This window comes from Marinobacter suaedae (assembly GCF_030519635.1).
GTDB classification, from domain to species: domain Bacteria; phylum Pseudomonadota; class Gammaproteobacteria; order Pseudomonadales; family Oleiphilaceae; genus Marinobacter; species Marinobacter suaedae.
In genome coordinates this window covers 1,565,195-1,590,455 of record NZ_JAUMIS010000001.1, presented here as the reverse complement: position 1 = coordinate 1,590,455, position 25,261 = coordinate 1,565,195, and the positions used below count along the sequence as shown (strand labels likewise).

At 60.0% G+C, this 25,261-nt stretch carries 25 protein-coding genes; 10 read left to right on the top strand and 15 right to left on the bottom strand.

The genetic code is table 11. The annotated features are described in order from the left end of the window. Window positions 1-43: 43 nt before the first annotated feature. Window positions 44-1,330, bottom strand: a complete 1,287-nt coding sequence (locus QVZ43_RS07245) for an MHYT domain-containing protein (RefSeq protein WP_302909390.1) — start codon at window positions 1,328-1,330, stop codon at window positions 44-46. A gap of 225 nt (window positions 1,331-1,555) precedes the next feature. Between QVZ43_RS07245 and pdxH the strand changes: the two genes are divergently transcribed. Genes pdxH through QVZ43_RS07220 form a run of 5 tightly spaced genes read left to right on the top strand, consistent with a single transcriptional unit; the run spans window position 1,556 to window position 4,335 of the window. Further along, the gene (gene pdxH, locus QVZ43_RS07240; protein WP_302909389.1) at window positions 1,556-2,191 is read left to right on the top strand and encodes a pyridoxamine 5'-phosphate oxidase; all 636 of its coding nucleotides are present in this window, start codon (window positions 1,556-1,558) and stop codon (window positions 2,189-2,191) included. Continuing rightward, a complete protein-coding gene (locus QVZ43_RS07235; protein WP_302909388.1) occupies window positions 2,160-2,927 on the top strand; it encodes a 4'-phosphopantetheinyl transferase family protein in 768 nt (255 codons plus the stop codon). The genes pdxH and QVZ43_RS07235 overlap by 32 nt, the downstream gene beginning before the upstream one ends. A 9-nt stretch (window positions 2,928-2,936) precedes the next feature. Beyond that, complete coding sequence (locus QVZ43_RS07230; protein WP_302909387.1) at window positions 2,937-3,518, top strand: DNA-3-methyladenine glycosylase I; 582 nt, start codon at window positions 2,937-2,939, stop codon at window positions 3,516-3,518. A gap of 56 nt (window positions 3,519-3,574) precedes the next feature. Then, entirely contained in the window at window positions 3,575-3,880 is a 306-nt protein-coding gene (locus tag QVZ43_RS07225) for a DUF6482 family protein (protein WP_302909386.1), read from the top strand. Next, window positions 3,877-4,335, top strand: coding sequence for a DUF3429 domain-containing protein (locus QVZ43_RS07220; protein ID WP_223795198.1), 459 nt, complete (start codon window positions 3,877-3,879; stop codon window positions 4,333-4,335). The genes QVZ43_RS07225 and QVZ43_RS07220 overlap by 4 nt, the downstream gene beginning before the upstream one ends. Before the next feature lie 4 nt (window positions 4,336-4,339). On the opposite strand, the gene QVZ43_RS07215 is transcribed toward QVZ43_RS07220, so the two are convergent. The 8 genes from QVZ43_RS07215 to QVZ43_RS07180 form a co-directional block, all read right to left on the bottom strand. Next, complete coding sequence (locus QVZ43_RS07215; RefSeq protein ID WP_302909385.1) at window positions 4,340-5,341, bottom strand: sigma-70 family RNA polymerase sigma factor; 1,002 nt, start codon at window positions 5,339-5,341, stop codon at window positions 4,340-4,342. Window positions 5,342-5,601: 260 nt separating this feature from the next. Continuing rightward, a complete protein-coding gene (locus QVZ43_RS07210) occupies window positions 5,602-7,056 on the bottom strand; it encodes an aspartate kinase (RefSeq protein WP_223795196.1) in 1,455 nt (484 codons plus the stop codon). Window positions 7,057-7,106: 50 nt separating this feature from the next. Next, window positions 7,107-8,375, bottom strand: coding sequence for a diaminobutyrate--2-oxoglutarate transaminase (gene ectB, locus QVZ43_RS07205; RefSeq protein WP_223795363.1), 1,269 nt, complete (start codon window positions 8,373-8,375; stop codon window positions 7,107-7,109). A 193-nt stretch (window positions 8,376-8,568) separates the two neighbouring features. Then, complete coding sequence (ectA, locus tag QVZ43_RS07200; RefSeq protein ID WP_302909384.1) at window positions 8,569-9,084, bottom strand: diaminobutyrate acetyltransferase; 516 nt, start codon at window positions 9,082-9,084, stop codon at window positions 8,569-8,571. A 151-nt stretch (window positions 9,085-9,235) separates the two neighbouring features. Beyond that, a complete protein-coding gene (locus QVZ43_RS07195) occupies window positions 9,236-10,213 on the bottom strand; it encodes a metallophosphoesterase family protein (RefSeq protein ID WP_302909383.1) in 978 nt (325 codons plus the stop codon). 20 nt (window positions 10,214-10,233) lie between these two features. Beyond that, on the bottom strand, window positions 10,234-11,637 hold the full coding sequence (locus QVZ43_RS07190) for a sodium:solute symporter family transporter (protein ID WP_223795193.1): 1,404 nt from the start codon (window positions 11,635-11,637) through the stop codon (window positions 10,234-10,236). A 287-nt stretch (window positions 11,638-11,924) separates the two neighbouring features. Further along, a complete protein-coding gene (locus QVZ43_RS07185) occupies window positions 11,925-12,893 on the bottom strand; it encodes a radical SAM protein (protein ID WP_302909382.1) in 969 nt (322 codons plus the stop codon). After that, window positions 12,880-15,069, bottom strand: coding sequence for an FAD-dependent oxidoreductase (locus QVZ43_RS07180; protein WP_302909381.1), 2,190 nt, complete (start codon window positions 15,067-15,069; stop codon window positions 12,880-12,882). The genes QVZ43_RS07185 and QVZ43_RS07180 overlap by 14 nt, the downstream gene beginning before the upstream one ends. A 278-nt stretch (window positions 15,070-15,347) precedes the next feature. On the opposite strand from QVZ43_RS07180, the gene QVZ43_RS07175 reads away from it, so the two are divergent. Next, window positions 15,348-15,965, top strand: coding sequence for an RNA polymerase sigma factor (locus tag QVZ43_RS07175; protein ID WP_223795190.1), 618 nt, complete (start codon window positions 15,348-15,350; stop codon window positions 15,963-15,965). Continuing rightward, complete coding sequence (locus tag QVZ43_RS07170; protein WP_302909380.1) at window positions 15,959-16,219, top strand: zf-HC2 domain-containing protein; 261 nt, start codon at window positions 15,959-15,961, stop codon at window positions 16,217-16,219. The genes QVZ43_RS07175 and QVZ43_RS07170 overlap by 7 nt, the downstream gene beginning before the upstream one ends. 28 nt (window positions 16,220-16,247) lie before the next feature. Here QVZ43_RS07170 and QVZ43_RS07165 read toward each other — a convergent pair whose 3' ends face one another. Both QVZ43_RS07165 and QVZ43_RS07160 read right to left on the bottom strand, forming a co-directional pair. Further along, complete coding sequence (locus QVZ43_RS07165) at window positions 16,248-16,961, bottom strand: DUF6969 family protein (RefSeq protein WP_302909379.1); 714 nt, start codon at window positions 16,959-16,961, stop codon at window positions 16,248-16,250. A gap of 71 nt (window positions 16,962-17,032) precedes the next feature. Beyond that, the gene (locus QVZ43_RS07160) at window positions 17,033-17,818 is read right to left on the bottom strand and encodes a cytochrome c peroxidase (RefSeq protein ID WP_302909378.1); all 786 of its coding nucleotides are present in this window, start codon (window positions 17,816-17,818) and stop codon (window positions 17,033-17,035) included. A 492-nt stretch (window positions 17,819-18,310) separates the two neighbouring features. On the opposite strand from QVZ43_RS07160, the gene QVZ43_RS07155 reads away from it, so the two are divergent. The 3 genes from QVZ43_RS07155 to QVZ43_RS07145 are packed head-to-tail and all read left to right on the top strand — an operon-like array spanning window position 18,311 to window position 20,498. Further along, a complete protein-coding gene (locus QVZ43_RS07155) occupies window positions 18,311-19,063 on the top strand; it encodes an amino acid ABC transporter substrate-binding protein (RefSeq protein ID WP_223795186.1) in 753 nt (250 codons plus the stop codon). 17 nt (window positions 19,064-19,080) lie between these two features. Further along, on the top strand, window positions 19,081-19,755 hold the full coding sequence (locus tag QVZ43_RS07150) for an amino acid ABC transporter permease (protein ID WP_302909377.1): 675 nt from the start codon (window positions 19,081-19,083) through the stop codon (window positions 19,753-19,755). Beyond that, complete coding sequence (locus tag QVZ43_RS07145) at window positions 19,752-20,498, top strand: amino acid ABC transporter ATP-binding protein (RefSeq protein WP_302909376.1); 747 nt, start codon at window positions 19,752-19,754, stop codon at window positions 20,496-20,498. The genes QVZ43_RS07150 and QVZ43_RS07145 overlap by 4 nt, the downstream gene beginning before the upstream one ends. A 12-nt stretch (window positions 20,499-20,510) precedes the next feature. Here the strand turns inward: QVZ43_RS07145 and QVZ43_RS07140 are convergent, their stop codons facing one another. From QVZ43_RS07140 to fdhF, 4 genes are all read right to left on the bottom strand, one after another. After that, on the bottom strand, window positions 20,511-21,209 hold the full coding sequence (locus tag QVZ43_RS07140) for an SDR family NAD(P)-dependent oxidoreductase (protein ID WP_223795183.1): 699 nt from the start codon (window positions 21,207-21,209) through the stop codon (window positions 20,511-20,513). 64 nt (window positions 21,210-21,273) lie between these two features. Then, entirely contained in the window at window positions 21,274-21,507 is a 234-nt protein-coding gene (locus QVZ43_RS07135) for a formate dehydrogenase subunit delta (protein WP_302909375.1), read from the bottom strand. Further along, entirely contained in the window at window positions 21,500-22,375 is an 876-nt protein-coding gene (gene fdhD / locus QVZ43_RS07130; RefSeq protein ID WP_302909374.1) for a formate dehydrogenase accessory sulfurtransferase FdhD, read from the bottom strand. Before fdhD ends, QVZ43_RS07135 begins: the two co-directional genes overlap by 8 nt. Then, window positions 22,356-25,256 (bottom strand): formate dehydrogenase subunit alpha, encoded by a 2,901-nt coding sequence (gene fdhF / locus QVZ43_RS07125; protein WP_223795180.1) that lies wholly within the window; start codon window positions 25,254-25,256, stop codon window positions 22,356-22,358. The genes fdhD and fdhF overlap by 20 nt, the downstream gene beginning before the upstream one ends. Between the last annotated feature and the right edge of the window lie 5 nt (window positions 25,257-25,261).

Genomic DNA, 25,261 nt, shown 5'->3' with positions numbered 1-25,261 from the left:
GCTTGTGCCTTGTGACTAGAATAGCCGCCAAGGCACTGTTTTGTCAGCTATGTCCCAGATGCCCCGGCAAGGTCAACTCGGCATCCGCTGTCACCTTGTCAAAGTGACCAATCTGATCCAGCGGACGTGGCACCATGGCAGCACGAATCAGTTTCCGGCTGGAGGCGCCGGTGAGCGGGTATACCGACTGTCCGGCCCGCCAGGTAATCGGTCGGCCCGCCACCGAGATGGTTTCATCGATCTGGCGCAGACGGCGATACAGGAATCCGTAATCTGACCGCTGGTAGTCCTTCAAGACAATCACAAAGGCGCTGGAGGAGTATCGGGCCAGGTACGCGGACCCGGGCAAATACTCTTTCAGGGTATTGCAGACATCCATGGCAAGCTGGTCCAGCACATCGGGTTCCAGCCAGCTGGCCAGGTCGCGGAAGTTCGCCATATCCAGATAGATCAGCGCGAACTGATCTTCCCGGTCCGGATCCCGGGCCAGACTATCCAGCAGGGTTTGCTCCAGCCCCGCCCGATTGGGCAGACCAGTGAGCCGGTCGACAAAGGCCATCTGTCTGACCCGGCGGTTTTCCTCGGCCTTGCGGCGGTCCAGGGCGCGGCGATCGCGCACATCCACCACGGTTATCACCAGGGCCACCGCCAGCAACGCGACGCTGGCCACGGCCAGGGGAATGCCCATCCATTGGCCCGACAAACCGTTATCTGCGGCAGGCACCGCGCCTTCCGGATACATGAACGCCAGCATGCCGGTGTAGTGCATGCCGCAAATGGCCGCCGCCATAACTAGGGCGGCGACAAACTGGAACAGCACGACCCGACCGCCTTCCACGCTCCGCAGGTACCGGCAAATTGCCAGCGCTGCGCCGGAGGCCAGCACCGCAATCACCACCGACAGCAGCAGGAAGCCTGAATGGATTATCGGCGCCTGGGACATGCGCATGGCATACATGCCGAGGTAATGCATCACCACAATGCCGCTGGCCATGGCCAAGGCCGCCGTGGAAAACGGCACCACGCCCACCCGGTCGCGACTGATGATGTTGAGCGCCAGACCCGAGGCGAGCACCGCAGCCACCCAGGACAGCCCGGTCATCAGGATATCGAAGGACATGGGCACATCCATGGGCATGGCGCGCATGCCGACGAAGTGCATGGTCCAGACACCGGATCCCATCACCAGTGAGCCACCAATCAACCAGCGACGCCGTTCCTCTCCCCGCGCGGTATTCAGGCGGGTACCAAAATACAGGGCGGTGTAGGCCGCCAGCACGGCCACCACATAAGACGCTGTTACCAGCGATGAATCGTAATCCGCCAACATCGTATTGACCTCTCTGCTAATTCGACTTGCGGGATTTGTGTGGGCGTTTCCCCTACCGGGCGAACACTTAACTGCCGGGATTTACGGAACAGACTGACTCCGGCCTTCCCGGCTTTGTTGTTATTCTGTAACCGTGTGACTTAATACCGGCCCTGACAGGGCCTGCGGAACCCGATATGCTCTGCGCTCGTACCGATGACAGTTTCTGATCAGGGGGAAGAGGTTATGGACATCGGCGATATGCGTCGGGACTTTGAAAGCGAAGGCCTCGACCGTGAGGGTCTGGAAGACGATCCGGTCCGCCAGTTCCAGCACTGGTTCGAGGATGCCCGCAGAGCGGAACTGCTGGAACCCAATGCCATGTCCCTGGCCACCACCGGTCGGGACGGTATGCCGAACCTTCGCACCGTATTGCTCAAGTATTTCGACCCGAACGGCTTTGTGTTCTACACCAACTACAGCAGCCGCAAGGCCCATGAACTGGAGGAAAACCCTCAGGCGGCACTGCTGTTCCCCTGGATTGGCCTGAACCGGCAGGTGCGCATTCAGGGCAGGGTGGAAAAGGTCAGCAAGGCCGAATCCCTGCGCTATTTCGCCTCCCGGCCCCGGGGCAGCCAGATTGGCGCCTGGGTGTCGGAGCAGAGCAAGGCCATTACCTCCCGGGGCCTGCTGGAGCAAAAAGTGGCGGAAATGAAGCGCAAGTTCAGCGCCGGGGATGTGCCGCTGCCCAGCTTCTGGGGCGGCTATCGGGTACGACCGGAGCGAGTCGAGTTCTGGCAGGGTCGCCCGAGTCGCCTGCACGATCGGTTCGAATACGTAAGGGATGGCGATGGCTGGACCATTCAGCGACTCCAGCCCTGACCAGCTCCCTTCCATCTGGCTATGTCAGGAAGGCAGCACCGGCCTGGCCGGGGAACCACCCTGGCTGATCCGTCACGAGCGGGAAACCCTCCGCTCACTGACTGGGCTGCGCAGGAGCGAATACCTGCTCAGCCGCTGGCTGATCCGTCAGGCACTGGCCGGCGCCAGTAACCAACCGGCGGACGCCTGCAGACCGGTGTCCGGTCGGCTGGTCCGGTCAGAGGCACCAGAGGGCTGGCGTTTGTCACTCAGCCACAGCCAGGGCCTGGTCGCCTGTGCCACAAGTCACGGTGTGCCGGTAGGCATCGACCTGGAACCGATCCAGCGAAAGCCGCGCTGGCAATCCATCGTGCGCCGCTGGTTCAGCCTGAGGGAGCAAGCCTGGCTGCTCGAGGCAGACGATCCAATGGCCTTTCTGACGGTTTGGACCCTGAAGGAAGCGTGGCTCAAGGCCACGGGACGCGGCATCGCCGGCAACCTCCAAACCCTTGAGGTCCTGCCCGGATTCGAGCTCATCGGTGACCGGCCCGAACCGGACTGGCAGGCCTGCTGTTTCCGGTTACCCCATTGCCTGGTTACCCTGGTGTGGAAAGGCACCACAAATGGTCTCCCAGCCGTTCATCAGGTCAGCGCGCCGCAAACGATACAAACCCTCTCGGGGTCTGAGCACCGGCAACTGGATGCATCGGTCGCGCTCAGGCAAACCATACAATCAATGCACGTTGAACAGGAGTAAGACGGTCTCATGTCCGAAACCCAGCGCTGCCCCTGGTGCGGCACCGATCCACTCTACGTTCACTACCACGATACCGTCTGGGGGCGGCCGGAATGGAACCCGCAGGCCCTGTTTGAAAAGCTCTGCCTGGATGGCCAGCAGGCCGGCCTGAGCTGGATTACCATCCTGCGTAAACAGGAGACCTACCGCAAAGCCTACGACGGCTTCGATCCGGAAAAGATCGTCCGTTACGACGACCAGAAAGTGGCCGAGCTGCTGGCCAACCCGGGCGTGATCAGGAACCGCTTGAAAGTGCAGTCGATCATCAAAAACGCCCGAGGATTCCTGGATCTCAAGGAAAAAGGCGACAACTTCGCCGATTTTCTATGGAAGTTCGTCGACGGCGCACCAATCCAGAATCATTGGCAAACCTTCGGGGAAGTGCCCGTCACTACCCCGGAAGCCGAAGCCATGTCCAAGGCGCTGAAGAAAGCCGGCTTCACGTTTGTCGGCCCCACCATCGTGTACGCCTTCATGCAGGCGGTGGGCATGGTGAACGACCATCTGGTCGCGTGTCCCCAGCACCGGGAGTGCCGGGCCCTGGGTAACTGATCTCAACCCCGCACCGGGTCGTAAGTACCTCACACCCGCAGCCGGGGAGCAACACGGTGAGAATTACCCTCGAAGAATTGAGAGAGCAGGCCAGGCCTGAGATCGAGCTGCTGGAGATCCTTTCCCTTGAGGGCCAGCACTACATGGCCCGACTTACCCTGAATGGCGGAACATTCCTGCTGTCTGACAAAGCCGGGCATACCCGTCTGTTCCGCAGCTCATGGGAAGTTCAGGACACCCTCGGGAGTCTTGACGTCAGGGAAACCGAGATCGTTCATCCTTCGGCCTACCATGAAATGGTGGGCATGCCCGCGGATGATATCGAACCGCTTCGTATCCGCATTCACAAGGATCGGTCATGATTTCGGTATCCCGTATTGCCGTGCTGGTGGGTCTGGCGGGGCTGGTTCCCTTTCTGGCGGGCGTCCTCTCGCTCTATCTGCTGCCGCAGTATCACGGCTCCATACTCTACTGGTTCTACCTGTACAGTGCGGGCATTCTTGCATTCATGGCTGGTGTCTACTGGCCCATTGCCATGCAATTGGGTGACCGGACCTATCCGCAATCCCCGGTCGTGACCATTGTGCTGAGCCAGGTCTTTTTCCTCACCGCCGGCCTGGGCCTCATTCCTCCCGTCGGCGCCCAGGTGTTCATTTATACCGCGGCCTTCGTCGGGCTTTGCCTGGTCGATGTGAAGTGGATGAAGAGTTTCTGGCCGTCGTGGTACCTGCGCCTGCGGTTACTGCTCACGTCGGTTGTGGTGGTGTGCCAGATACTGGTCGCTGCCTGGTATTTTGCCGTCACATCCGGGGCCTGAGAGTTCAGGCCCCGAATACCTCGTCCGGATCGTCAAACAGGGTTTGCAGCTTCTTCAGGGCCAGTTTCTCAATCTGACGCACCCGCTCCCGACTGATACCCATGTCATCGGAAATCACCTGCAAGGTTTCCGGCGCTGGCAAACCCAGCCCGTACCGACGGGACAAGATCGCCTGTTCGCGGTCCGTCAGTTTGTCGAACATGGATTGCAGGGCTCGCCGGTTATCCCGTTGCGCCATCGAATGCTCGGGCACAGCCTGTTCCTCACCGGCCAGGCTGTCGCCGAGGGTAACGGAGCCATCCTGCACCAGCGGCAGTTCGGTGGACACCTCCCGCAATGCCAGCGCCCGAAGCTCACTGATGCGTGAGGGCGACGCCTCCATCTCCCGGGCCAGTTCAGCCTGGGACGGCGTCCGGCCCAGGCTCTGGTGCATCCTCAGGGACGCCTTCTGTAACTGCCGGATCTCATCCACCACGTTTTCCGGGGTATGAACCACCCGGTTACCGCGCTGCAGACAACGCTTTACCTCTTCGCTGATCCACCAGTAGGCGTAAGTGGAAAACTTGAAACCCCGGCTCGGATCAAATCGCTCGGCGGCCTTGATCAGACCCACGTTGGCGTCCTGAATCAGGTCAGACATGGGAATACCATGCTGGCTGTATCGACGAGCGATGTGTACCGCCAGTCGCAGATTGCTCTGAATCAGCTTACGGCGGCAGGCAGTGGCCAGACGAAGGGCGCGGCGGGGGCGGACAGGGAGTTGGCAGACAGAGCTGTCGAGCGCGCCAATCGACGTCCGGTAGGTTCGTGGCGTCTCCTCCGGCAGGTCCAGCGCAGCGCTGATTACCCGGTAACAGGTATTCAGCTTGCGTGACAGACGCCGTTCCGCCTCATCAGTCAGCAATTCATACCGGGACGCATCCCTGAAATACAGCCCAACCAAGGTTTCCCTGTCGCCGTCCTGCGGCGAGGTCGGAGTCGGTCCCAGCCTTTTGGATTCAAGCATGGCAAAGGGTCCGGTGTGGAATTTAAAGAGGATACGTAATCGGGTAGGGGGTGGATTCCCGGAGAAACCAACGGGAGGATCGTGGCAATACGGAGTATGAGGGAGGCGATCGCAGGAGAAAGCGGGGGGAAGGTGATCGGTCAGCGCCCGGCATGAAAAACCCGCGTAAGCAGGCCGGCCAACCGGGCGCCCCGATCTGGAGGCAAGACGTCCTCCATTATCGTCAGGCGGAGCGACCGGTTCCGCCTGACGATAACCCGTTACCCGACGGTCGATGCAGCGACGATCGCGTATTCGTGGTTGTGCGGCTCAATCAAAGCCGCGTGCAGGGCCGCGATGGCCTTGTCGTAGTGGTCTTCATCCACCACGAACTGGAGATCCACCTGGCGCATACTGTGGTGCAGGGCCAGTACGCTGATATCCGCGTCCATCAGGGCATTCACCGAACGGCCCAGAATATCCGTTGCCTTCATATCACTGCCGATGGCAGACACCAGGGCCACCTTGCGCGTGTTGATCTCAGCGTTCGGGAATTCTTCCTTCAGCGCCTTGACCACCCGCTTGACGTTCTTCAGGGTGCCATCCACGTAGTGGGTAATCGTGTTGGCATTGGTGTCCTTGGACATGAACCGAACCTTGAAGCGGCTCAGCACGTCCAGGATCCGACGGTCCGAACCCGGCTCGCCCTGCATATCCTGATCGAACACCTCAACCGCAAACACACCCTTGGTGCCGGCGATGATTTCCACCTGCGGTGTTTCACTGACGTAGTCGCCGGTGATCAGCGTACCGGTGTGCTCCGGCTCGAAAGTGTTCATCACCCGCAGGGGAATCTCGTTCTGGCGCAGACCTTTACCGGCACGGGGATGGATCGCTTCCATACCCAGGTTCGCCAGTTGGTCGGCCACGTCGTAGTTGGTGCGGCCAAGGGGAACCACTTTCTCTTCGCCCACGATCTTCGGATCGGCGGAGCTCAGGTGGTATTCCTTGTGGATGATCGCTTCGCGAGCATCGGTGATCACCGCCACCCGGCTGAAGGTCATTTCGCTGTACCCCCGGTCAAAGGTACGCATCAGGCCTTCTTTACACTGGGTGTAGCCGGTCACGATCGGCAGTTCGCGGCTCAGATCCACCGCATCAAACGCCTGCTTCAGTTTCTGGTCCAGTGGCAGAAGTTCCGCATCACGCCAGCCGGTCAGATCGACAAAGCGAGCATTGATGCCTTCCTGCTGGAGCTTCAGGGCGGTATTGAACGCACTATGCGCCTCACCGATACCAGCGAGCATTTCCCGCACGGTCAGCAGATGCTCTTCCAGCTGGAACTGGCCATAGGAGCACAGACGCTGGAGATCGATCAGACAGCCACGAACACCTTCGATACGGTCGGTGATGAACTGGTCCGCCTGCTGCTTGAGCATCGGGTCTTCAAACAGCTCACCGTTGATGTCGGTGAGGAATTTCACCAGCTTGGTGAGATCGTCGCCCCAGGCCCAATCGGATTCTGCGTCGGCAAACAGGGCGTAAACGCCCGGCTCACCGGTTTTCTTGTGTTCCAGAAGTTCGTTGGTGACGCCACCGTAGGCAGACACCACGAAAATCCGTTGATAGAGGTCGTCCTTGCTGCGATTACCAATAATGATGTTATCGCGGACGGCCTCGTAATTACTCATCGAGGTACCGCCGATTTTCTCGACGGTATGTTGTTGTGAAGCCATACCTGTGCCTTCGTTAACTGCAGAATGTGTGGAGTGGATGAGAAGGCGCCTTACGACGCCTTTTTAACCCCTTCCTGCATAATTTCATCCACGCTTTCTGCAAGAATAGCAGCACCTTTCTTCAGGTCGTCCTCGCTGGTGGTTAGCGGCATGAGGCACTTGATCACCTCATCGTTCGGACCACTGGTCTCGATGATCAGGCCTTTCTCGAAGGCACGCTTGGTGATCGCGCCGGTGATATCGGCGTTTTTGGCCTCGATACCACGCATCAGGCCGCGGCCCTTCATCTTGAACTCACCCTGGTACTTGTCGCAGATAGCCTGCAGGGCATCGCCCAGTACCTTGGTCTTGGCTTTCACTTCGTTGGCGAAAGCGTCATCTTTCCAGTAAGTCTCGACAGCGGTACGGGCGGTGATGAACGCCATGTTGTTACCACGGAAGGTACCGTTGTGCTCACCCGGGCCCCATACGTCCAGTTCCGGCTTGAACAGGACCAGTGCCATTGGCAGGCCATAGCCGCTCAGAGACTTGGAGACTGTGACGATGTCCGGCTTGATGCCGGCAAATTCGAAGCTGAAGAACTCACCGGTACGGCCATTACCCGCCTGGATATCGTCAAGAATCAGCAGGATGTCGTGCTTCTTACACAGCTCGGACAGTCCCTTCAGCCACTCGGCGCGACAGGCATTTAAGCCACCTTCACCCTGTACGGCCTCAACAATGACCGCCGCTGGCAGTTCAATACCGGAAGAACTGTCGCTCAGCAGCTTGTCCATGATGGCCAGGCTGTCTACGTCTTCGCCCAGGTAGCCGTCGTAGAACATGAAGTCGACGTTACCCAGAGGGGTGCCAACGCCGCCACGGTGGTGCTTGTTACCGGTCGCAGCAACCGCGCCCATGGTCACACCGTGGAAACCGTTGGTGAAGGAGATAATGCCGTTACGGCCTTTCACCTTACGGGCCAGCTTCATGGCCGCTTCTACACAGTTGGTACCGGTCGGGCCAGTGAACTGCATTTTGTAGTTCAGGCCGCGGGGCTCAAGGATGTGCTTCTTGTAAGACTCGATGAAGTCGTGCTTGGCCGTGGTAAACATATCCAGGCCCTGGGAAACACCGTCAGACTCGATGTACTCGATCAGGGCTTTCTTCAGGATGTCGTTGTTGTGGCCGTAGTTCAGGGAACCAGCGCCAGCCAAGAAGTCGAGGTATTCAGTACCATCTTCGGCGTAAATGTGCGCGTTCTTGGCACGGTTAAAAATCACCGGGAAGGCACGGCTGTATACACGTACTTCGGATTCAGTCGTCTTGAAAAGTTCCATTGTCTTGCCTCTTAGCATGTCAGGTTCGAGGTAGATGCGCGGGAGTTTGCCGGTTATTGCATAGTCGGTCGCGACAAACTGCCGTGCGTTGATTGAAGCCCTATGGCAGGCCTACCTCAGTGGCCTGCCGGCTCGCCAATTCAAAGCTCACGATTGTTCGCAGTCGGATTGCTCTATGTCAGGAGCAGTGCGATCAGGGCGACTTCGTGAAAGGACCGATCCGCAGCAGATGCTCGGAATCGTGCACGCCACCGAAGTGGGCGTCTTTCTCGAAGTGCTCGTGATGGGTCAGCTCAGCGCCCATATCACGAGCGAATGAGCGGAACAGCGCCCAGGATGCCTCGTTATCCGGAGTGATCGTGGTCTCCAGGTGTGTGACGTTCTTGCACACATCCCGGCCAACGATTTCCTTCAACATCCGCTTGGCCAGACCGGCGCCACGACCTTTCTCGTGGACCGCTACCTGCCAGACGAACAAGGTCTCGGGCTGCTGGGGGAGGATATAACCGGAGATAAAGCCGACCAGATCGCCATCTTTCTCCGCCGCCACGCCGGTGTCGGCAAAGTGGCTGCACTGCAACAGGTTGCAGTAAATCGAATTCGGATCCAGTGGCGGACACTCGTCAACCAGCTGGTGGAGTCGGTAGCCATCATCCTTCGTCGGTACGCGGAGGGTGATGGCGGTGGTATTCGAACCTTCAGATGTCATAACGTGATTTAGTTCGTCTCAAAAAGTTAGTGATGAATTATATAGACCACGAAATATTTATCAAGTCGGGCCTTCCTGAAGCGAAACCGCCCGGCCAGCACGCGCCTATCAAGCGTAGCCCGGCTTTTGTTTAACGCCAGTGACGAATCCGTTACGAAATTGAAACAAAAGAGACCCGCCCGAGCTCCAGAGCGGTTCCCTGGACCAGGCGTTGCCGGTAAGACACGGCCGCATCCGAGCCGTCAGGCCAGATACGGTCGAACTGCTGAAGCCAGGCATCAGACTCGAACGCCACCGGCTGGAGAGATACAGACACCGCGCCCAAAGAAGCCTCGATCAGCGTATCGTCAGGCGTTCCAGGGTACTCGGGGCCAGCAAGGGCTATGCGAGTGACCAGGCCACGGGCGTCTGCTTTGAGATTTCCCATCCCGGCCGAGCCGTTGTTGACCACCACCCGGTCCCGCCCATCAACCTGCCCGCCCCATAGCACCGGCAGGCAGGTATGAGTACAGGCGATAACATCGGCACCGGTGGTCGCAAGCCATTGTTCCACCACTCCAGAATCCGACGCAGTGTTTGCACCACTAAACGACTCATGAGCCAATCCCCAGCCCGCCAGGGACTCCGGGTCTCCATGCAACACCAGAACCTTTAGGCCTCCAAAGAACAGACAGCGATACCGGGGGAGATCAGATAGTTTTTCTTGGAGGTCAGAATGTCGGCTCGCAACCGCTTGTAACCGATCCATAATGCGATTGGAGCGATTGACCACACCCTGATCAACAAAGTCCGGGTAGGCACAACCACAGCCGGCACCGTCACTGGGATTGGCCAGCTCGTACTCGACGTTGCCCAGGCTCACCGTATGCTGCAGAACCCGGGTGTTAATATCCCGGAACAGCGCATCCTCCGCGTTGAACCAGTTGAAATCGCCATTGAACACCAGCCGGACACGCCGCCCCTGCTGTTTCTCAAATCGGGCCATCCGTTCGATTTCATCAAGAGCCAGAGGGTTTCCATACAGGCCACCGACGATATAGAGCACATCGGCCTCTGCCGGTTCAGGCTCCTTGCACAGATCCTCCGGGCGGTATCGATAAGCCAGTGGGCAACTTCGTCCTTCCGTCATGATTCCTCCTTGATGGACGTCTATGCCTCACCGGCCGCCAGTGAACGCCCCGCCAACCGACGCACCACCAGCGGCAGGAAAAATCCGGCCGAACACAACAGGAAGCCGTAGGCGTTCACGCCCAGCAGCATGGCATACTTGCCCTCACCAATGGCCCAACTGGCCGGAATCAGGCCCGCCGCCAGCAACACACCAAGGCCCAGCCCGGTCCAGAAACTCAGGTGGAAACTCCACGGCGACCATTGGGTGAAGCCGTAAAACAGGAACACCGGCGCCAGCCCCATGACCATGGTGCCCGAGATGGTGGTGGCCTTGAGGATATCGGTGCCGGCGAACATGGGCAGGTTACCGGCAACGGCAAAGATCACCATCACCACCGCACCCACGCGAATGCTCGGCAACCGCTCACTGGCCCGACGCGCCAGCCGTGGCAGGTCCACCGCCAGCGACTTGGCCAGCGAGGTGAAGGTGGAGTCCAGTGTCGAGCCGGCCGAGGTCATCATCACCACGCTCATAAAGAACAGTGCTGCCAGGCCGAGGGACTGCCCCACGGCTGCGGGCGCATTGCCCATGGCCTCGATGCCGTTGATGCGGGCATGGACCCCCACCAGGCTGAAGATGAATACCGCGACGAAGCCCAGCAGACCAGCCACCACGAAGCTCTTGAGCATGGTCTTTTCCCTGTTCACAAAGCCCCGGTCGGTCAGCACCGGATCGTGGAACGGGTAACTGAACATCTGCAGCAGGGCCACCAGCAACAGGTCAAAGCCGGCATCCAACCGGAACTCGCCATTACTCAGCAGGGAACTGGTGTCGTTGGCCGGAATAATCAGAAACAGCACCGCACCCACGAAGAACACGAACACCACCGCCTGAATGACATCGGTAAAGATTGACGACCGCAGCCCGCCCTTGAGGCTATAGGCCAGGGTGAAGGCGGTAAACAACATGGCTGCCACGTAGTATTCCCACTCGCCCGGCAGGCCGAAGTAACCACCCACTACCGCGGTGTTGCTCCACACCTCGTTGTACAGCCGAATCAGGATGGCCGCCGCAAAGGCCAGCGCGGCCAGACGGCCAAAGCGGGAAGTGAGGAAATCCTGCAGGCTGCGGGCACCGGTCTGGGTACGGATCAGGTAGATGATGTAGCCGGCCACCGGAATCGACAGCCAGTAGCTGGCGTAGGCCAGGCCACCGGTGACACCGTAGGCCGCGCCGAGGTTGGCGGCGTTGGTGACGGATTTGGCAAAGATCCAGCTGATAAAGATACTGGCGGTCAGTGACCACTGACCCACCGGGTTACCCTGATCATCCGCGCCCTTGTAGAACGAATTGGCGGTCTTGCTCTTGGGCGACAGCACGTACATCACCACGCCGTAGACCAGCAAAAAGCCCCAGAACAGGGCGCCTTCAAATGTCGTCATTATTCACATCCACGTTTTTTAGTATTCGATCCAAACAACGCCGTTTGGTCGGTGGAGCGGGTGTTTATTTGAATTGAGAAAAATGTCGGAGCGCAGCGAGTTCTTTTTTCAATTCAAATGAATGCCCGGTTCACCAGCCACCCGACGGTTTAACAGGTTGCGCGATAGTGCGGGGGCAGCGGGGCGAAACGCCCTTCTTTGGGAAAAGAACTCGCTTCGCTCAGACACCTTTTCCCGGCAGAAAGTCATCTCCTCCCCCCCGCACCCGGCTCAGTTGCATACTGTTATCAGGTGGGCGCGGAGCAACTGGCCCCGAACCGGTAGCAGGAAAAACACCGGTGATGCCGCAACATAATGCGCTCATCCATGCTCTCGGCCAGCGAGGTGCCCAGATCGTACTGGGGGTCGTCATCCACCAGCGTGCAGGCATACACCCGCACCTGATCGCCCTTCTTCACCAGCATCCGGGTGTAGGTACACATGAAGTGCGCCCGGCTCTCCCTGGTCGGGTACTTCTCCATGCAGCCCTCGGTGATCTCCGGGCTACCATCGTCAGACCCGGGCGTACCCAGGTCCGGGAACGCTGTGAACGCCAGGTTCTCAGGGATACCAGCCTTCCGGAAAATATCCCGGAACGTCGCTTCCACCTCCGCCGGGTTCTCGTTCCCATCGGTCTGGCGAGCGATAGACACCTTGAAGCCAAGATCCACCAGCAACCGAATACCGTCCAGCGCACCGTCGAAACTGCCCTCACCCCGATCCTTGTCGTGACGCTCCCGGTCCGGGAAATCGAGGCTGACCCGGAAATGAATCGGATAGGGATTATTGAGCAGCGGTTTCACCTGATGAATCCGCTTGTGCAACGGCTCGGTGGCGTTGGTCAGCACAAAACAGGGCCGGTGCTGGCTGGCGTAGTCGAGGATGTTGACGAAGTCCCGGATCACGAACGGTTCACCACCGGTGAAGGAAAACTGCTCCACGCCCATATCCAGCGCTTCGTGGATAAACGGCTTCACATCACTCAGCTTCATCCCGGGAATCCGGCCATCTCCCGGGTGCGAACCCTCAAGACAGAACGGACACGCCAGGTTGCAGGCGGTGCCGGTATGAATCCACAGTTCTTTGAGCTTGTCAGCGTCGATGTACCCCCTGGGGTCGCCGTTTCGGGTGTGGGTCCAGCTGTCGAAGGCCCGCGGTTCCAGGATTTCCACCGCGGGAATCCGCTTGCGGGCCTCTCGTGTTTCAATCAGGGGCATACACGCTCCTTGGGGTATTGGTGTCTTTGCCACGGCGCCAGCCGTGCAGTTTTTCCAGCAATTTCAGAACACCTTCCGGCGCATGGGCACGCTTCCATTCACCCGCCGCGAACTTGGCCGATTCATTCCAGGTCGGGTAGGGATGGATGGTGCCCAGAATCTTGTTCAGGCCTAGGTTGTGTTTCATGGCCAGGGTGAATTCCGCGAGAATTTCCCCGGCGTGGGCACCCACCACCACAGCGCCCAGGATCTTGTCCTTGCCCGGCGGGGTGAGCACTTTGATAAAGCCGTAATCCTCACTTTCGGCAATGGCCCGGTCCAGGTCGTCCAGGCCATAGCGGGTTACCTCGAACTTGATGCCCTTTTCCTTCGCCTCGCTTTCGCTCAGTCCAACCCGGCCGACTTCCGGCGAGGTGAAAGTCACCCAGGGCATCACCCGGTAATCCACGTTAAAGCGCTTGAACTGACCGAACAGACCGTTCACCGCGGCGTACCAGGCCTGGTGGGAGGCGGCGTGGGTGAACTGGTAAGGGCCAGCCACATCACCACAGGCGAACACGTTCGGATAACGCACGCTCATGTCTTCTTCCACCGGCACCGTGCCGTTGGCCAGCGGTTCGATACCGAGCTTTTCAAGACCCAGCCCGTCGGTATTGCCGGTGCGGCCCACTGCCACCAGTACCTGATCGAAAGGAATACGCACCCGTTCGCCCTCGTGGTCGCAGTACAGGACTTTCTCGCCGTCCTCGATGCGGAATTCGCTGGCGCTGTGGTTCAGGCGAACATCGATGCCATCGGCTTCAAACTGCTTCTGCACCACCTCGGCCACATCCGGGTCTTCCTTGGCGAGCAACTGCCCACCTCGCTGTACCTGGACGACCTTCGAACCCAGCCGGGCGAAGGCATGGGCCAGTTCCGACCCGATCGGCCCGCCACCAAGCACCAGCAGGCGCTCCGGCTGGTCTTCGATGGACCAGAGGTTGTCGGAATGCAGCGGGTCCATACCCTCAAGGCCGGGAATCGGCGGCAGCGCCGGCTTGCCACCGGTGGCGATGACAATACTGCGGGCAGTCAATCGCTCGGTGTGGCCGTCGTTATGGGTCACTTCCAGTTCCCAGGGCGACACGAAGGTGGCCTTGCCGGCGATGCAGTCCACACCCAGCTTGCGATAGCGCTCGGGCGAATCGTGGGGTTCCACCTTGGCAATGATGCGATGCACCCGGTCCATGATGTTCTTGAACGAGCCTTTTACCGGCACCGACTCCAGGCCGTAGCGATCGGCATGGCGCAGGGTATCGGCCGCCCGGGCCGAGCGAATCAGCGCCTTGGAGGGCACGCAGCCGGTGTTCAGGCAGTCACCACCCATCTTGTTCTGTTCGATCAGGGCCACCCTGGCCTTCACGGCCGCCGCGATGTAAGCGGACACCAGACCGGCGGAACCCCCGCCAATCACCAGCAGGTTGTAATCGAAGGTCTCCGGCTTTTCCCAGCCCGCGTACACACGGCGGCGGCGAATGAAGCCAACCACAAACTTGGCGATCAGCGGGAACAGGCCCAGCAGAGCAAACGACAGCAGCAGGTCAGCGGACAGAATGTCGCCGGTGGACTGGACCTGGGCCAGCTGGGTGCCGGCATTCACGAACACGAAGGTGCCCGGCAACATACCCAGCCAGCTGACCAGAGCGTAAGTGCCCAGCTTCATGCCGGTCAGGCCCATGGCAATGTTAATCAGGAAGAAGGGGAACACCGGCACCAGCCGCAGGGTGGCCAGGTAAAAGGCACCGTCTTTCTCGATGCCACGGTCCATTTTGGCCACCGTTGCCGCGTATTTCTCCCGCAGGGTATCGCGGGCCAGGAAACGGGCCACCAGGAACGCCAGGGAAGCACCGATGGTGGAGGCAATCGATACGGCCGCCAGGCCGTACAGATTTCCGAAGAAGGCACCGCCGGCCAGGGTCATGATGGCGGCACCCGGTAACGACAGTGCCGTGACCATAATGTAGATCAGCATGTAACCGCCGATGGCCAGCCCGGTGTTATCGGCTATCCATGCCTGCAGGCTCTGTTGATGGGTTTTCAGGTAATCCAGGGTCAGGACATCCTGAGCACCACTGGCCCAGAAGGCGACCACCACCGCGAGGATTACCAGGATCATCAGCCATTTTTTCCGATTCATCACTTCTTCCCGTGTTGTGGATTCGATACTGCACTGATGCCAAGTCCCGGCCATTGTTACAGTTGTCTTGAAAAAATTCTCCCAAATCCAGATCGTTATGAAAGAGATTACGCCGTAAACCTCACAAAAGTTTCACCAGACGGTCCCAATCCCCGCACAATTTCAGGATCTGTTATAAGCTGAGACAGGCCACTGATTTTTCTCTGGGGGATGGGAAACCTTCAGCCCCGACGACGGACAAAGCAGGACTGGTTGAAAGGACAACAGGGAGCCAATCCGTGAGCACGCCCAACGCGCTGGACGAACAGAATCTGATCGAGGCCCTGAAGCGGGGCGACCAGTCCGCCTTCGAACAGGCCGTATCCGAACACACCGCTGGCATGATGTCCGTGGCCCGTTTCTATGTGGACCCGTCCTCCGCCGAGGAAGTCGTGCAGGATTGCTGGGTGACCGTGATTGAGGCCATCCAGCGCTTTGAAGGGCGCTCCAGCCTGAAGACCTGGCTCCACAGAATCGTCGCCAACCGGTGCAAGAACCGTCTGCGAACCAGCAACCGGGAAATCAACACGGACTTTAGTGAAGCGCTGGAGCCGGAGCTGGATAACCGGTTCAAACCCTCGGGCCGCTGGGCCACGCCCCCCAGGCTTCGCTTTGATGAATCGGCCGATGCTCTGATGGAAAACGGTGCCCTGAGCGACTGCCTCGACAAACATCTGGGCCAGTTGCCGGAAACCCAGCGCTCGGCGCTTATTCTGTACGAGGCCCATCAGCACAAATCCGAGGATGTCTGTAACATTCTGGATGTCAGCGCCTCCAATCTACGCGTGATGCTGCATCGCGCACGGCAGAAAATTTTCTTGATGGTAGAAACGTTCCAGGAGACAGGCGAATGCTAATGTGTCGGGACCTGGCGGGCATTGCCAGTGACTACATCGACGGCGAACTGGGCTTTGGCAAATCCCTGTCGATCAAGGTGCATCTGATGATGTGTAAAGACTGCCGCTCCTTTATCGGCAACCTGCGCATGAGCGCACGGCTGATGCAGGGGCACGCCTCCGCACGGGTGGACGGCGACGTGATCGACCGGATTCAGGATCGGGTGACTGCCGCACTCGAGGAACGCAAGCCACCCAACAACCCCGGCCAGTAAACCCCGCAGCCCTGCTCCCTGACCACAATTATGCCCTACGCCGGCCGGCGCGTTGGCGTTGTTCCTCGGCCAGCGCCGTGGCCCAGAGCTCCACATCGATCGGCAGGTTACCGGTGATGTCCAGCGACCGGTCTTCCAGTGTTTCCTCCAGCGGCAAGGGATGAGCCGCCACCACCTGATCCCGGTGCAGCAACAACGCTTCAATCTGGGGCCGGAAGCATCGCACCATGGCGGTCAGCCAGCGGTTAACCGGCCAACTGGGGTAGGCGTGGTCCATCTCGAACCGGTCCAGAACCTGAACAATCCGATTAGCCGGCAGCCAGCTTTCGTCGGTGACCCAGCGGTTCACAGCGAACAGGTCGGTGGGGTATCCCCAGGCGTCCATGGCAATCGCCACCAGATGCACTACCTGATCGTCCCCCGCTGGCCCCAGCACCGGCGCCTCACCCAATGGAATAGCGCCGTTGCGCAGGAACAGGTGAAAGTGGCCGTGCTCGTCGTGATCGTCGCGATGGGCATGGTAGTAATACTGGGAAGCGGACTCGGCATCGAACACGTCGCCCTGCGGGTAATGGTCCAGCTCGTAAAACGGACCCTGCCCTTTAAGGACCTCGCCAACGATGTTAAGACCGGCTTTCTCCAGTACCCGGTAGCTTTCCCGGATATCATCCACCGCCGCCAGGCTGGTGAGAATCTGCTGATCCGTCAGTGCCGATAACGCCGGTATCTGAAGTTCTGTCATTGCTGTCTCCTTATCGGGGGCGACCGATTTTCGGCCTGGCCGCCCCGCCCACTGCATGCCAACATCCCGCCTCAGGCGGCTTCAGAATCACCGGCTTTCACGCGCGCTGAAGCGCAGGGGTTCTTGCCTGCGCACGGATTTTTGGTGGCGCAGGGGTTTTTCGTGGCACAGGGATTCTTGCCCGCGCAGGGATTGCAGGCCCCGCATTTGCCGCCTTTCAGGGCACAGGGATTAGCCGCCAGCTCAAGCCGGACCTTCTCGGTGTAGGCCGTCAGGGCCGCCAGTTCTTCGCTGTCCCAGGGCAAGGGCTCGGCCGCCATGGGCTGCACCATGCAGATCTGGACCATTTCATCGAGATGCACGCTGTCCATGCCGAAAATATTCTTCGCCATTTCCACGGAATGGGGGTAAGCGCTGGCGAAGGTGGCCTGGTAGCCCGCACCATCGGCATGGCAGCTCTGGCAGGACAGGCCATTGGTACTCAGGGACGTATCACTGAACAGTTTCTTGCCCATGGCCACCAGCGCACAGGGATTGCCCTCGTAGGGCTGATAACCGGCCGGACGGGTGACTCGCTTGGCGGCACAGGGGTTGGGCTTGGCCGCGCACATGCCCCCGGCCGCACAGGGATTCTTTGCAGCGCAGGGGTTCTTACCTGCACAGGGATTACACCCTGCCTTGCACTGCTGGCTGGCCTTGCATTTGCCTTTGCACGGAGAGCAGGGATTGCAGGCGGCCGAAACAGCTGCCGGCACCGCCAGCAGTGCGGTCATGAGCATGGCCGACCACCAGGTCGTGCAGCGGTGTTCGCCCGATGCCCGGATTGCTTGTCGAAGTGGGTGGAGGTTCTTGTTCATGGTGTTCTCTCCCTCGTTTCATCGTCAGTGGCCCGCTTCGGGCCGATGCACCGCGCACAGCGGTTAAACGGGAGACACTTGAGTTCTGCAACCATTACACCCGTGAACCAATTTATTCATGTTCGAAGACCCGGGTGTCCGGGTGAAAGGTATACCGGGCAAACCAGAACCCGCGGGTGGAGGGCAACAAAGCCCACTAGCCATTGGTTAGATAGAAAACGGTGAACAGGTAGCTGGAACATGGAGCGACTCCGATTCTTGCCAGCGGCGAACTCCCGAAACCCGCCCACAGCATCAAGGACACCGGGGACAACGATTTGTTACCAGGCCGGCCAGAACATCGCTGAAATCGCCAGAAGACAGGGCTCTGGGAAAGCCCGTATCGATGCAAAGCCTTGTCGTGTTAGGCTAAGGCGCCCTTTTGGCTCTATTATTCAACGTCGTACGCCGCAGATGCGGCACCCACTCAGGAAATTCAGGAAGGAAACGATAATGAAAACCCTGCTAGCGACTGTTCTTGTATTACTGTCCCTGGTGTCTGCGCCACTGTTCGCGGAAGAGACCAAGCTCCGTGTCGGAATGTCTGGCCAATACTTCCCGTTCACCTTTGTTGAGCAGGATACCCTGAAGGGGTTTGAGGTGGATGTGATGGACGCCATCGCGGAAGAGATGGGCCGCGAGGTGGAATACCGCACCGCAGCGTTCTCCGGCCTGTTTGGTATGCTCGGTTCCGGCCGAATTGATACCGTAGCCAACCAGATCACCATCACCGAAGAGCGCGAGAAGGCCTACCTGTTCAGCAAGCCCTACGTTTACGACGGTGCCCAGGTAGTGACCAAGCAAGGCAATGACACCATCAATGGTGTGGAAGACCTCAAAGGCAAGACCGTGGCGGTAAACCTGGGTTCCAACTTCGAAGCCCTGCTGCGCGAGTTGCCCTATGCCGACGAGATCAACATCAAGACCTACGACAGCAACATCGAGCGTGACACCGCCCTGGGCCGGGTTGATGCCTTCGTGATGGACCGTGTCAGCGCCAGCCAGATCATCCGGGAAAAGCCGCTGCCCCTGCAGCTGGCCGGCCCGACCTTCTCCAGCATCGCCAACGCCTACCCGTTCCCGAACACCGATGAGGGCCGTGCCCTGCGGGATGAGGTGAATGCCGCCCTGAGCACTCTGCGCCAGAACGGAACGCTGAAAGCGATTTCCGAGAAGTGGTTCGGTACTGACATCACCGCTCCCTGAGGACAGGCGATAGCACAATGAGCACCCTCGACGTCGACTACATGCTAGGGCTGGTTCCGGTCCTGCTCGGATACCTGCCCCTGACCCTGCAGCTGGCGTCGATCGGTATGCTCCTGGCGCTGATCCTGGCGTGCCTGTTTGCGGTGGTTCGGGTCCTGAAGATTCCGGTACTGAACCAGTTCACCATTGTCTTCATCTCGTTCTTCCGGGGCACGCCGCTGCTGGTGCAGCTTTTCCTGTTCTACTACGGGCTCCCCCAGCTGTTCAGCTCGCTGACGGTGATCGATGGCATCACCGCAACCATCATGGGCCTGACCATGCACTTCGCCGCCTACATGGCCGAGTCCATTCGGGCAGCCATTGTCGGCGTTGACCGCAGCCAGACCGAAGCGGCGCTGTCCATCGGCATGACCAACGGCCAGCTGATGCGCCGGATCATTCTGCCCCAGGCCACCCGCGTGGCCCTGCCTACCCTGATGAACTACTTCATCGATATGATCAAAGCCACCTCCCTCGCGTTCACCCTGGGTGTGACCGAACTGATGGGCGCCACTCAGAAAGAAGCCTCCGGCAGCTTCCTGTATTTTGAAGCCTTCATTGTCGCGGCTGTCATGTACTGGATCGTGGTGGAGATTCTGTCGTGGCTGCAAGGCAATCTGGAAACCCGCCTGAACAAGGCCTATAGCCGATGATCAAACTGACCGGCCTGCGCAAACAGTACGGTGAAACCGTGGTACTCGACGGTATTGAATTGACCGTGGAGAAAGGCGAAATCGTGGTCATTATCGGCCCGTCAGGGACGGGTAAATCCACCTTGCTGCGATGTGTGAACTTTCTCGAACAACCCACCGCCGGCGAGCTGACGGTGGGCGACCTGACGGTTGATGTGGAGAGGGCCAGCAAGCAGGACGTCCTGCAACTGCGCCGACATACCGCCTTCGTGTTCCAGAACTACGCCCTGTTCGCCAACAAGACCGCGCTGGAGAACATCGCCGAACGGCTGATCGTGGTGGACCGCTGGCCGAAAGCCAAAGCCCATGCACGGGCGCGGGAAATCCTTGAACGGATTGGCCTGGCCGACAAGGCCGATGCCTACCCGGCATCGCTGTCCGGCGGCCAGCAGCAGCGCGTGGGCATTGGCCGGGCCATGGCCACTGGCGCGGAAGTGATTCTGTTTGACGAGCCCACCTCGTCACTGGACCCGGAATGGGTGGACGAAGTGCTGGGCCTGATGAAGCAGCTGGCCGCCGAACACCAGACCATGATTCTGGTGACTCATGAAATGGCCTTTGCCCGGGACGTCGCGGATCGGGTGGTGTTTATTGAGGGGGGCCGGATTGTGGAACAGGGGCCGCCAAGCGACATCTTCTACCACCCCCAGGACCCACGCACCCGGGATTTCCTGCAGAAAATCCTCGCCACTCATCAGGTGTGAGCGGCAAGAAGCCTACCAGGACTCCCCGAAGGGCCTGAGATCCAGCTCGAACGTCCAGGCCGACGGTGCTTGCTGTGTCAGCATCCACACGGCATCGGCTACGGCAGATGGCTGGATAAAGAACTCATCGGGTTTGTCTGGCAGGGCCCGACGGGTGCGCGGCAGGTCCACCACGCCATCGAGGATCACGTTGGCCACATGAATTCCCTCGGGCCCCAGCTGCCGGGCCAGCGACTGGGCCAGACTCCGCTGGGCCGCCTTGGCCGACGCAAAGGGTGCGGTGTTGGCCCGGCCACGCAACGCAGCGGAGGCACTGGTGACCACGATACTCGCGTGTTCCTGTTGGCGTAGCTGGGGTAACAGCGCCTGGGTGGCGGCCACCAGCCCCGCCACGTTGATGCGCCAGCTCGCCTCAAATTCTTCCAGGCTGGCTTCTTCGGCACTTTTGAAGATACCGCCACCTGCGTTATAGAGCAGCACTGATACCTCACCCAGCTGCTGCCGGATACTCTCGAAGACCGCGGGTACAGCATCCAGATCGGTGGCATCGTAAACCAGCGCATGGGCATTGGGCAGCTCATCGGCCAATCGGGTGAGGTACTCTTCGCTCCGGGCCAGCATCGCCACCTGATAGTCTTCAGCGCAGAATCGCCGAACCAGGGCTTCGCCATTCCCGGGGCCTACACCCACCACCACACATACCTTGTTCATGTTCCACCTCCGTTTCATTGCCAGCTGTGGGGCGCATCCCGCAAAGCGTGACGGAGGCGCCTGTTTACGATGGCTGAAGCTCGCTCAGGCGGGAAATCGCCAGTTTCGACACGTCAGACAGCTGCGCCCCATCAGCACGGGCGTACTCCGTGATTCTCTGCTTCATACTGCGCGCCCAGAATTTGCGCAGATGGGTAGCCACAGCCTCTGCCGCGCGGGCCTCGTCTCCGTGATAAATGTTGTTGTCGCTGATCTGGTTGATCATCTGGATCAGGTGGGCCAGCTCCTGGTCAGTCATGGTTAGCCTCTTCCGTCTGCGGTTCACTGCGATGGTAGATAACGTGGCGTCCGGGCCGGGCAAACGCGATCAGCGTCATACCTGCCTGCCGGGCCAGCCTGATCGCCAGGGCCGTGGGCGCAGACAAGGCCACCAGACAGGCAATTCCGACACTGGCGCACTTCTGCACCATTTCGTAGCTGGCGCGACTGGAAACCAGCACAAAGCCATCGCGAAACGCGTCGTCGCCAAAGCTTTGAAGCTGCGCACCGATTAACTTGTCCAGTGCGTTGTGACGGCCCACATCCTCCCGGGCACACACAATGTGGCCCCGACTATCGCACCAGGCGGCCGCATGGGTGGCACCGGTCTGCTCCTGAAGCTGCTGATGCTCGCGCAGGTGGGCCAGGCCACGCTGTACCGCCCCATCTCCGGGTACCGGGGCAGGCGTCACCCGGGCGACCGCTGGAATTGCCTGCTCCAGCGATTCCACACCGCACAGGCCACACCCCGTGCGTCCGGCAAAGTTTCGACGCCGCGCCTTCAAACGAGCCAGGCACTCCCCGGCAATGTGCATTTCCACACTGAGCCCCAGCTCACTGGCTACCACCTCGAGGTCGAACAGCTGGTCAGCACCATTCAGGATGCCTTCGGTCATGCTGAATCCCAGCGCAAAATCCTCAAGATTGGTGGGCGATGCCATCATTACTGCATAGGACACGCCGTTGTAGACCAGAGCCACCGGGATTTCCTCAGCGACACTGTCCAACCCGGGCGTGCCGGCGACGCCACCTTGCACCTCAACCACCAGCTCCCGAACCGGAAGTGGCAGAGAGCTGTCGGCCGCGCCCGGAGGCTGGCCACCCAAATTACTTGAGCGCTGGGGCATCGGTTGCCTCCGGATCGGGGCTGGCTGTCTTCAGCAACTGGTGCTGACGTTCATCGAACTGCTCGAAGTGCCGCTGCCAGGCAGAGGGCTGGGAAACCTTCTCCACCTGCACCGCCGTGACCTTGTATTCCGGGCAGTTGGTGGCCCAGTCAGAGTTTTCAGTGGTGATGACATTGGCCCCGGTTTCCGGGTGGTGGAAGGTGGTGTACACCACCCCGGGCAGCATCCGCTCACTGATGCGGGCCCTGACCACCGTCTGGCCGACACGGCTGGTGATACCCACCCAGTCACCCTCACGGACGCCCCGCAGTTCCGCATCACTGGGATGAATTTCCAGAACATCCTCCGGATGCCACTTGCTGTTGTTGGTTCGACGGGTCTGGGCACCCACGTTGTACTGGGTCAGGATCCGCCCTGTGGTCAGCACCAGCGGGTACTTGCGAGTGGTTTTCTCGTTGCTGGCCACGTATTCGGTCACCGCGAAATGCCCCTTGCCAATGGGGAAGTCCTGCACGTGCATGGTGGGCGTGCCTTCCGGATGGGCGTCGTTGCAGGGCCACTGGATACTGCCAAGACGATCCAGCTTGTCGTAGCTGACGCCGGCAAAGCTGGGGGTCAGACGGGCGATTTCATCCATGATGTCAGATGGATGACTGTAGTTCATGGGGTAACCCATGGCATTGGACAACGCCATGGTGACTTCCCAGTCCTCCAACCCGGCAATCGGGGGCATGACCCGGCGTACCCGGTTGATCCGCCGCTCGGCGTTGGTGAAGGTGCCGTTTTTCTCCAGGAAGGTGGAACCGGGCAGTAACACATGGGCGTACTTGGCGGTTTCGTTCAGGAAGATGTCCTGCACGATCAGGCAATCGAGCGAGGTCAGCGCCGCCTCCACATGCTGGATATTCGGGTCGGACTGGGCCACGTCCTCGCCCTGCACATACAGCCCTTTGAAATGGCCCGCCACCGCAGCATCAAACATGTTGGGAATGCGCAGCCCCGGCTCGTCATCCAGGGTCACGCCCCACTCGGCCTCAAAGTGCTGGCGAACCGCAGCGTCGCCGACATGCTGGTAACCCGGGAATTCGTGGGGGAAGGAGCCCATGTCGCAGGAGCCCTGTACGTTGTTCTGACCCCGAAGCGGATTCACACCAACGCCCTCTCTGCCCAGGTTGCCCGTGGCCATGGCCAGATTGGCAATGCCCATGACCATGGTGGAGCCCTGGCTGTGCTCAGTCACCCCCAGGCCATAATAGATGGCGCCGTTGCCCGCTTCGGCAAACAGCCTGGCGGCCTGACGCACCAGAGCCGCAGGTACTCCGGTTACGACCTCCATGGCCTCCGGCGAATTCCGCTCCTCGGCAATGAACTCGCGCCATTCCCGATAGGCCTCGGGGTCACAGCGATTGTCGATAAAGTCATGATCTTCCAGACCTTCGGAGACCACCACATGACCCAGGGCGTTGATCATTGCCACATTGGTGCCCGGGCGCAGGGGCAGGTGGATAGCCTCACCACCATGGGGGGTATGGAGCAGGTCAATCCGGCGGGGATCGATCACGATCAGTTTGGCGCCCTGGCGCAGACGTCGGCGCATCTGGGAAGCAAACACCGGGTGGGCGTCGGTGGGATTGGCGCCGACAACAATCATGGCGTCCGACTTCATCACCGAATCGAAGGTCTGGGTGCCGGCGGACTCGCCAATGGTGGTTTTCAGGCCGTAGCCGGTGGGGGAATGGCAAACCCGGGCGCAGGTATCGGTGTTGTTGTTGCCGAACGCGGCCCGGATCAGTTTCTGCACCAGATAAGTTTCCTCGTTGGTGCAGCGGGAGGAGGTAATACCTCCGATACTCTCCCGGCCATACTTATCCTGGGTGGCCCGCAGCCGGCGGGCGGCGAATTCAATGGCTTCGTCCCAGGATACAGTCCGCCATGGGTCGTTGATGGCATCCCGGATCATCGGCTCGCGAATGCGATCCTTGTGGGTGGCGTAGCCAAAGGCGAAGCGGCCTTTCACGCAGGCGTGGCCGTGATTGGCATCGCCGCCCTTGTAGGGCACCATGCGCACCAGCTTGTCGCCCTGCATCTCGGCCTTGAAAGAGCAGCCCACGCCGCAGTAGGCGCAGGTGGTCACCACGCTGTGCTCCGGCTGACCAGACTCGATCACACTCTTTTCCATCAACGTGGAGGTGGGGCACGCCTGCACACAGGCGCCACAGGAGACGCACTCGGAATCCATGAATGGCTCGTTCTGGCCCGCCGACACCTTGGACTCGAAGCCACGGCCGTCGATGGTCAGGGCAAAAGTACCCTGCACCTCTTCACAGGCCCGCACGCAGCGGGAACAGACAATGCACTTGCTGGGATCAAAACTGAAATAGGGATTGGAGGCGTCGGTTTCCGCATCCAGATGGTTCTCACCGCTGAAGCCATAGCGCACCTCCCGCAGTCCCACCACACCGGCCATGTCCTGCAATTCGCAGTTGCCGTTGGCCGGACAGGTGAGGCAGTCCAGCGGATGGTCGGAAATATACAGTTCCATGACGTTCCGGCGCAGCCGGGCCAGCCGATCGTTCTGGGTGGTCACCGCCATACCGTCAGCCACCGGTGTGGTGCAGGCCGCCGGGTAGCCACGCCGCCCTTCCACCTGAACCGCGCATAACCGGCAGGAACCAAAGGCTTCGAGGTTGTCCGACGCACACAGCTTGGGGATGTTGATGCCTACCATGGCCGCCGCCCGGAGCACGGAGGTGCCCTCGGGCACCCGGATCGCCTTGCCGTCGATGGTCAGCTCAACCAGTGTCTCCGATGTGCTGGGCGGGGTGCCGTAGTCCAGATCCGGATCCAGATGCCGTTGATCGGGCTCGTAGTATTGCAGCATGCCTT

Excerpts from the sequence above, each read along its gene's own strand:
- QVZ43_RS07245 (WP_302909390.1), bottom strand. The coding sequence starts at position 1,330 with ATGTTGGCGGATTACGATTCATCGCTGGTAACAGCGTCTTATGTGGTG.
- pdxH (WP_302909389.1), top strand. The coding sequence starts at position 1,556 with ATGGACATCGGCGATATGCGTCGGGACTTTGAAAGCGAAGGCCTCGAC.
- QVZ43_RS07235 (WP_302909388.1), top strand. The coding sequence starts at position 2,160 with ATGGCTGGACCATTCAGCGACTCCAGCCCTGACCAGCTCCCTTCCATC.
- QVZ43_RS07230 (WP_302909387.1), top strand. The coding sequence starts at position 2,937 with ATGTCCGAAACCCAGCGCTGCCCCTGGTGCGGCACCGATCCACTCTAC.
- QVZ43_RS07220 (WP_223795198.1), top strand. The coding sequence starts at position 3,877 with ATGATTTCGGTATCCCGTATTGCCGTGCTGGTGGGTCTGGCGGGGCTG.
- QVZ43_RS07215 (WP_302909385.1), bottom strand. The coding sequence starts at position 5,341 with ATGCTTGAATCCAAAAGGCTGGGACCGACTCCGACCTCGCCGCAGGAC.
- QVZ43_RS07210 (WP_223795196.1), bottom strand. The coding sequence starts at position 7,056 with ATGGCTTCACAACAACATACCGTCGAGAAAATCGGCGGTACCTCGATG.
- ectB (WP_223795363.1), bottom strand. The coding sequence starts at position 8,375 with ATGGAACTTTTCAAGACGACTGAATCCGAAGTACGTGTATACAGCCGT.
- ectA (WP_302909384.1), bottom strand. The coding sequence starts at position 9,084 with ATGACATCTGAAGGTTCGAATACCACCGCCATCACCCTCCGCGTACCG.
- QVZ43_RS07195 (WP_302909383.1), bottom strand. The coding sequence starts at position 10,213 with ATGACGGAAGGACGAAGTTGCCCACTGGCTTATCGATACCGCCCGGAG.
- QVZ43_RS07190 (WP_223795193.1), bottom strand. The coding sequence starts at position 11,637 with ATGACGACATTTGAAGGCGCCCTGTTCTGGGGCTTTTTGCTGGTCTAC.
- QVZ43_RS07185 (WP_302909382.1), bottom strand. The coding sequence starts at position 12,893 with ATGCCCCTGATTGAAACACGAGAGGCCCGCAAGCGGATTCCCGCGGTG.
- QVZ43_RS07180 (WP_302909381.1), bottom strand. The coding sequence starts at position 15,069 with ATGAATCGGAAAAAATGGCTGATGATCCTGGTAATCCTCGCGGTGGTG.
- QVZ43_RS07170 (WP_302909380.1), top strand. The coding sequence starts at position 15,959 with ATGCTAATGTGTCGGGACCTGGCGGGCATTGCCAGTGACTACATCGAC.
- QVZ43_RS07165 (WP_302909379.1), bottom strand. The coding sequence starts at position 16,961 with ATGACAGAACTTCAGATACCGGCGTTATCGGCACTGACGGATCAGCAG.
- QVZ43_RS07160 (WP_302909378.1), bottom strand. The coding sequence starts at position 17,818 with ATGAACAAGAACCTCCACCCACTTCGACAAGCAATCCGGGCATCGGGC.
- QVZ43_RS07155 (WP_223795186.1), top strand. The coding sequence starts at position 18,311 with ATGAAAACCCTGCTAGCGACTGTTCTTGTATTACTGTCCCTGGTGTCT.
- QVZ43_RS07150 (WP_302909377.1), top strand. The coding sequence starts at position 19,081 with ATGAGCACCCTCGACGTCGACTACATGCTAGGGCTGGTTCCGGTCCTG.
- QVZ43_RS07145 (WP_302909376.1), top strand. The coding sequence starts at position 19,752 with ATGATCAAACTGACCGGCCTGCGCAAACAGTACGGTGAAACCGTGGTA.
- QVZ43_RS07140 (WP_223795183.1), bottom strand. The coding sequence starts at position 21,209 with ATGAACAAGGTATGTGTGGTGGTGGGTGTAGGCCCCGGGAATGGCGAA.
- QVZ43_RS07135 (WP_302909375.1), bottom strand. The coding sequence starts at position 21,507 with ATGACTGACCAGGAGCTGGCCCACCTGATCCAGATGATCAACCAGATC.
- fdhD (WP_302909374.1), bottom strand. The coding sequence starts at position 22,375 with ATGCCCCAGCGCTCAAGTAATTTGGGTGGCCAGCCTCCGGGCGCGGCC.
- fdhF (WP_223795180.1), bottom strand. The coding sequence starts at position 25,256 with ATGCTGCAATACTACGAGCCCGATCAACGGCATCTGGATCCGGATCTG.